Origin of the sequence: Nocardiopsis halophila DSM 44494, from assembly GCF_000341245.1 — a bacterium.
GTDB lineage: Bacteria > Actinomycetota > Actinomycetes > Streptosporangiales > Streptosporangiaceae > Nocardiopsis_A > Nocardiopsis_A halophila.
In genome coordinates, this window is record NZ_ANAD01000071.1 from 59,313 (window position 1) to 65,738 (window position 6,426).

6 protein-coding genes are annotated in these 6,426 nt (G+C 75.1%); 3 read left to right on the top strand and 3 right to left on the bottom strand.

The genetic code is table 11. From position 1 onward, the window contains the following. The first annotated feature begins 7 nt into the window (after positions 1 to 7). Positions 8 to 1,390, top strand: coding sequence for an MFS transporter (locus D450_RS29820; RefSeq protein WP_017538419.1), 1,383 nt, complete (start codon positions 8 to 10; stop codon positions 1,388 to 1,390). A 105-nt stretch (positions 1,391 to 1,495) separates the two neighbouring features. Here D450_RS29820 and D450_RS0109435 read toward each other — a convergent pair whose 3' ends face one another. Next, on the bottom strand, positions 1,496 to 2,062 hold the full coding sequence (locus D450_RS0109435) for a TetR/AcrR family transcriptional regulator (RefSeq protein ID WP_017538420.1): 567 nt from the start codon (positions 2,060 to 2,062) through the stop codon (positions 1,496 to 1,498). A 108-nt stretch (positions 2,063 to 2,170) separates the two neighbouring features. Between D450_RS0109435 and D450_RS0109440 the strand changes: the two genes are divergently transcribed. Together D450_RS0109440 and D450_RS0109445 are read left to right on the top strand one after the other, a co-directional pair. After that, entirely contained in the window at positions 2,171 to 2,593 is a 423-nt protein-coding gene (locus D450_RS0109440) for a nuclear transport factor 2 family protein (protein WP_017538421.1), read from the top strand. After that, entirely contained in the window at positions 2,590 to 3,426 is an 837-nt protein-coding gene (locus D450_RS0109445; protein ID WP_017538422.1) for a Rossmann-fold NAD(P)-binding domain-containing protein, read from the top strand. The genes D450_RS0109440 and D450_RS0109445 overlap by 4 nt, the downstream gene beginning before the upstream one ends. 67 nt (positions 3,427 to 3,493) lie before the next feature. Here the strand turns inward: D450_RS0109445 and D450_RS0109450 are convergent, their stop codons facing one another. After that, complete coding sequence (locus D450_RS0109450; protein WP_017538423.1) at positions 3,494 to 4,642, bottom strand: NAD(P)H-dependent flavin oxidoreductase; 1,149 nt, start codon at positions 4,640 to 4,642, stop codon at positions 3,494 to 3,496. A gap of 351 nt (positions 4,643 to 4,993) precedes the next feature. Next, positions 4,994 to 5,770, bottom strand: coding sequence for a decaprenylphospho-beta-D-erythro-pentofuranosid-2-ulose 2-reductase (locus tag D450_RS0109455; RefSeq protein WP_017538424.1), 777 nt, complete (start codon positions 5,768 to 5,770; stop codon positions 4,994 to 4,996). Between the last annotated feature and the right edge of the window lie 656 nt (positions 5,771 to 6,426).

Below are 6,426 nucleotides of genomic sequence, written 5' to 3' on the forward strand. Positions count from 1 at the left end.
GCCCGGCGTGAGCGTACCCCCCGCCGCGGCGGCGGAGCGCCTCGGCGGTCCGGCGCTGCCCCGTTCCGTGCACGCCGGGTACGGGGTCGGCGCGGTCGCCACCCACGTGTTCTCGACCGTCCCGTCCCTGCTGCTGCTGATCTACCTGACCGACGCGCTGGCGGTGGCGCCGGCCCTGGCCGGGTTCGTGGTGGTGGCCCCCAAGGCGGTGGACATCGTCGCGAGCCCGTACATCGGCATGCGCTCGGACCGGACCGTGTCCCGGTGGGGGCCGCGGCGGCCCTGGATGCTGGCGGGGACCGCGGCGCTCCCGGTGTGCTTCGCCCTGCTGTTCGCCGGCCTCCCCCTCCAGGGCGCGCCGGCGGCGCTCTACGTGCTCGTGGTGTTCACCGCGGCCGCGCTCGCCGCGTCGGTGTTCCAGGTCCCCTACGCGGCGATGCCCGGGGAGATCACCGACGGCTACCACGAGCGGTCGGCGCTGCAGGGGTGGCGGACGGTCTTCGTCGGGGTGGCGCTGCTGCTGGGCGGTGCGCTGGCGCCGGTCCTCGTGGACAGCACCGGCCCCGGGCGCGCGATCGAGGGCTACCGCCTGATGGGCGTGGTGATGGCGGCCGTGGTGCTGGCGGCCATGGCGGCGTGCGTGTACGGGACGCGCTCCGCGCCCCTGCGCCGCCGGGTGGGCCGGACCCGGGGGTTGGCGGACCAGTTCCGCTCGGCGCTGGGCAACCCGCACTTCCGGCGGCTGCTCCCGACGGCGTTCCTGCAGGTGGTGTCGTCCGGGACGATGATCGCGGGCGTGCCGTACGTGACCGGGCACGTGATGGGCGAGCCGGGCTACACCGCCCTGCTGGTGGTGTGCGTGACGGTGCCCCTGATCGCCACCATGCCGCTGTGGACGGCGGTCTCCCGGCGCCTGGACAAGCGTCCGACGCTCGCTCTGGCAGGGGCCTTCTTCATCGCCGGCGCCATCGGGCTGTACTTCATCCCGGTGATGGGCGGACTGCCGTGGGCGATCGCGATGTCGGTGGTCGTGGGCACGGGCAACGCGGGGTGCACCATGCTGCCCTACTCGATGCTGACCGACTGCATCGCCGCCACGCGCGCGGTGAGCGGGAGGCACCAGGCCGGGGTGCTCGCCGGGATCTGGTCGTCGATGGAGGCCCTCGGCGCGGCGCTGGGCGCGCAACTGCTGAGCGCGGCGCTGGCGGTGAGCGGGTACCGCCAGTCGGCGGCGGGCGAGGCGGTGGAGCAGACCGACCGCGCCCTGCAGGGCATGCTCATCGGGAGCACCCTGGTCCCCGCCGCGGTGATGCTGGGGTCGGTCCTGCTGCTGCGCCTGTACCGGCTGGACGCCGCCGAGATGGCGAGGCTGACGGCGGCCGACGCGTAGGAGGGCCCGTGTCCGCCGGAGCGGTGGATTCCGGCGCCCCGAACCCGTGTTGATCTCGGGGAAGTCGGCCTTAAGAGGGCACTTATAAGGCCGACTTCCCCGAGATCAACGACAGAGGGGGGCGCCGCGTTCCTCTCCTCGGAGGACGGACCGGACCAGGGTCTGCACGCCGCTCTTCAGCCGGTCGTCGGGCCAGTCCGCGAGGTGGTCGACCAGGTCGCTGCGGACCGCCGCGAGCAGCGCGTGGGAGAGGAAGTCGGCCGCCTCGGGCCCCCGCGTCGCGGCGATGAGAGCCGCGAGCCGGGCGTGCAGGCCGCCGTAGGCGGCGTTGGTGTAGGGGCTGCCTCCGCCGAGGGACTCCAGTGCGCGGGAGAGCGCCCGGTTCTCGATCTTGAACCGGAGGAGCGCGTCCATGGTGCGCGCGACCGCGTCGACGGCGTCGCCGCCGCCCTCCCCCTCCAGTTCCGCGGTCATCCGTTCCGTCCGCAGCTCGTACAGCGCGCGGATCAGCCCCGCGCGGTCGCCGAAGCGCCGGAACAGTGTTCCCTTGCCGACGCCGGCCGCGGCGGCGACGTCGTCCATCGACACCCCGGCCGGGTCGTCGGCCGTGTCGAAGAGTCGGCCGGCGGCCTGCAGCACGGCCTCGCGGTTGCGCACGGCGTCTGCCCGCACGGAGCACCCCCTTGTTAAACGGACCGACGGTCCGTTACGTTAAGCGGACCGATGGTCCGAATTCTAGCGGGCCGCCGCCGTCTCCGTCTCCCCTGGAAGGGCACACCCATGCCGACCCACGCACCCGGCCGCCCCGAAGCGGTGTTCCGGCAGGGCCTGGCGTTCCTGCGCGCCAAGGACATGCCGGGCTTCATCGGCCTGTTCGCCGACGACGCCGTCGTGGAGTTCCCGTTCGCCCCGCCCGGCCGGCCCCGCCGCCTGGACGGGCGGGGCGCCGTGCACGACTACCTGATCGACTACCCGGACACCTTCGACGTGCACTGGGTCGACGTCGACACCGTCCACCGCACCGCCGACCCGGAGGTGATCGTGGCCGAGTTCTCGGCCCAGGGGACCGTCGTCGCCACCGGCGAGCCGTACGAGTCGCCCTACGTCGCCGTGCTGACGGTGCGGGACGGCCGCATCGCGCACTACCGGGACTACTGGAACCCCCTGCTCGCCCTGGCCGCGGACGGGGGTGCCGCGGCATGAGCGTCCTCGTCACCGGAGGCACCGGGACCACGGGCGCCCGCGTCGCCCGGAAGCTGGCCGAGCGGGGGCGCCCGCACCGCGTCGCCAGCCGGCGCCCCGTCGGCGACCGGGTCGCCTTCGACTGGTACGACCCCTCCACCCACGCCGGGGCGCTGTCCGGCACGACCGCGCTCTACCTGGTCGCCCCGGTCGGTGAGCCCGACCCGGAGCCGTTCATGGCCCCGTTCCTGGAGCGCGCCGCGGAGGCCGGGGTGCGCCGGGCCGTGCTGCTGAGCGGGTCCCCGATCACGCCGGGGACACCGGGCCTGGGCCGCGTGCACACCCGGCTCGGCGAGGTCTTCGGGGAGTGGGCGGTCCTGCGCCCGACCTGGTTCGCGGACAACTTCACCGGCGACCACCTCCAGGCCCGCCTGGCCCGCGAACAGGGCGAGATCGTCAGCGCGACCGGGACGGGACGGGTGCCGTTCGTCGCGGCCGAGGACATCGCCGAGGTCGCGGTGGCCGCCCTCACCGACACCGTTCCGCACAACACGGACCACATCGTCACGGGGCCGGAACCGGTGGGCTACGACGCGGTCGCCGAGATGCTCGGAGAGGTGCTGGGGCGGCCGGTGCGGCACCGGTCGCTGACCGAGGACGCGCTCGCCGGGCGGTGGACCGCGGAGGGCATGCCCCCGGAGTTCGCGCGGCTGCTCGCCGGCCTGGACACCGCGATCGCGGCGGGCGCCGAGGACCGCACGACCAGCACCGTGCAGGACACCACCGGCCGGCCGCCGCGGACGCTGGAGGAGGCGCTGGCCGAGGGGGTCAGACCGCTCCGCTCTCCAGAGTGAGCAGGTCCGCCCGGGGCGGGGCAGGGGCGGGTCGGGTCAGGAGCGCCGCCGGGGCCGCGCGAAGAGGTCACCCGGGGCCGGCGGCCGTGTCTCCGGCGGCCTCTCCCTCGGCGGCGCGGTTCAGGTGCTCCAGGGCCTCCCCGAACTCCTCCATGAGCTCGTAGACCACCTGGGAGCAGGGCTTCACGCGGTCGAGGGTCCCGACGATCTGGCCCACCGGCGACGGCGTCAGGGTCGGGTGGCGCACCCGCCCGACCCGGCGCAGGGCGTCGGCGATGAGCATGAACTGCAGGGGCATGGGCAGCGGCCCCGGCGACTCCTCGCCCTCCCAGGCCTGTGTCCAGGTGTTGCGCAGCATGCGGGCGGGCTTGCCGGTCATGGAGCGGGAGCGGACGGTGTCGGTCGAGGAGGCGCGGAGGATCTGCTCCAGGGCGCCCGGCGGCGTGTCGGCCTCCTCCGTGGCCAGCCAGACTGACCCGGTCCACACCCCCTCGGCGCCCAGGGCCATGCCCGCGGCCATCTGGCGGCCCCGGCCCACGCCCCCGGCGGCCAGGACCGGGACGGGGGCGGCCTCGTCCACGGCCTCGGGGACCAGCACCATCGTGGACACCTCGCCGGTGTGGCCCCCGGCCTCGGTGCCCTGGGCGACGACGACGTCCACCCCCGCGTCGCACTGCTTGCGGGCGTGCCGCCGGGAGCTGGCCAGGCCGGCGACCTTCACGCCGTGCCGGTGGGCCTGCTCGACGACGTCGGGGGGCGGGGCGCCGAGGGCGTTGGCCAGCAGGGCGATGGGGTGCTTGAGGGCCACCTCGACCTGGGGGCGGGCGGTGGCGTCGGTCCAGCCGAGGAGGAAGTGCCCGGCGTCGGCGCCGGCCGCCTCGGGGACGCCGTGCTCGGCGAGGAGGTCGTCCACGAAGTGCCGGTGGGCGTCGGGGATGAGCGCGCGCAGCCGCTCCTGCAGCTCCTCGCCGGAGCCGGCGCCCATCTCGGCGCCTGCGTAGGAGGAGGGCATGACCACGTCGACGCCGTAGGGGCGGCCGCCGGTGTGCGCGTCGATCCAGGCGAGCTCGGTCTCCAGCTCCTCGGGGGTGAAGTACAGGGCACCGAGCACGCCCATGCCGCCGGCCCGGCTCACCGCGGCGACGACGTCCCGGCAGTGGCTGAAGGCGAAGACGGGCAGCTCGATGCCGAACATCTCGGTGACACGTGTGCGCATGCCGCCATGAGAACACGAGAATGAAACACGTTCTAGACCCGTTGTTCGCCTTTCAGTAGGTGGTTTAAGGAGGTACACAGAACCCGTTATGGGCGCGATGCGCGCCGTGCACCGAGAGCGCCGTCCGGGCCCGCGGGACGTCCCCTGAAGTCGCGGAGGAAGGGAAGAGCGGAGGAAAGGGAGAATCAGGAGCGCCGAGGGTCACCTCCGACAGACCTCACCGCCCCTCGCCACTCGTCGGTGCTCGTCGGTGCGGAGTGGCCGCGGTGAGCACCGGAGCGACGCCCCGGCCACCGCGGACGTCCGCCGCGCCAGGCCGGGGCGGCTCGGAGTTGCTCGGGTCGGCCGCGTTCAGCGGGGCAGGCGGCGCCACATCGAGCGCGGCAGCAGACGCATCCCGGTGAAGACGTAGCGCAGCACCGAGGGCACCCACACGACCTCGCGCCCGGTCCGCAGGCCTTCGGCGACGGCGGCCGCGACCTGCTCCGTGGTGGCGGGGAACGGGGCGGCGGACACGTGCCGCGACATCTTGGTGGGCACGTATCCCGGGCGCACCACCATCACGCGGGCGCCGGTGCCGTGCAGGGCGTCCCCCAGCCCTTGGGCCAGCCCGTCGAGCCCGGCCTTGGCGGCGCCGTAGACGAGGTTGGCCCGGCGCACCCGCACACCGGCCACCGAGGAGACCACGACCAGAGTGCCGTGCCCCTGCTCGCGCAGCCGGGCGGCGACGGCGAGGTCGGCCGAGACGTGGCCGGTGAAGGTGGCCGCGGCGGCGTCGGCGGCCGAGGCCGGGTCGGCCTCGAAGGCGGCCTGGTCGCCGAGCACCCCGAAGGCGTCCACCACCACGTCCAGGTCGCCGGCCAGCTCCACGGCGGAGGCGACGGCGCCCTCGTGCCCGGCGGTGTCGGCGGCGTCGAAGTCGAGCGGGTGCACCTGCGCGGCCCCGGCCGCGCGCAGCCGGTCGGCCTGCTCCTTCACCCCGCCGGCTCCTTCGTCGGAGGCGCCCCGGGCGGCGAGCACCACCGTGCGCGCCCCGCCCCGCACGAGCCGCTCGGCGATGGCGACCCCGATCTCGCTGCGCCCGCCCAGGAGGAGAACGGTGTCCACGGCTCCGACGGCGTTCCGCATGTCAGTCCTCTCCGAAAACGACCTCGCGCGCCCCGACTTGGAGACAGAAGCCTCCCAGAGGCCGCCGCCTACGCGGAACCCAGGGCCGCCTTGGGGAAACGGATGTGCTCGGAGTCCTCCCACTTCCTTCCCTCCCCCTCAGGTGGCGGGACGACCAGGGGGAACGTCCGGGTGGGCGCACGCCGATCGCATCACGGGGAGGAAGGAGGGCCGGCTCCGGGCCTGCCCCGTCGAGCACCGACCCGCTCACGGACCGGGAGGACGGCGGCTCGGCCGGTGCCCCGCTCGCGGTCCTTGGCCGGGCGGCGGGCCGTCGGGGCGCTAGGAGGTGAGGCAGCGACGACGGAGCAGGGCGGTTCCCCGACCGCTCCGCTCGACCGCCGGGCCCCTGGCGGTCCGGGAGGTACGGCGACGACGGCCCGGCAGGTTCCCCGCTCGCGGGCTCCTGCCGGGTGGCGGGCCCCCTCCGGTACCGGAGATGAGCGGCGATGACGGAGCGGGGCGGTTCCCTGGCGCCGGCGGTCGGCCGCCGGGCTCCTGGCGGTCCGGCGGACTTGGCGACGACGGCTCGGCTGGTGCCCCGCTCACGGGCCCCGGCCGGGCGGCGGGCCGTCGGGGCGCAAAGGGGGTGGGCGGCGACGAGGAAGCGGGGCGGT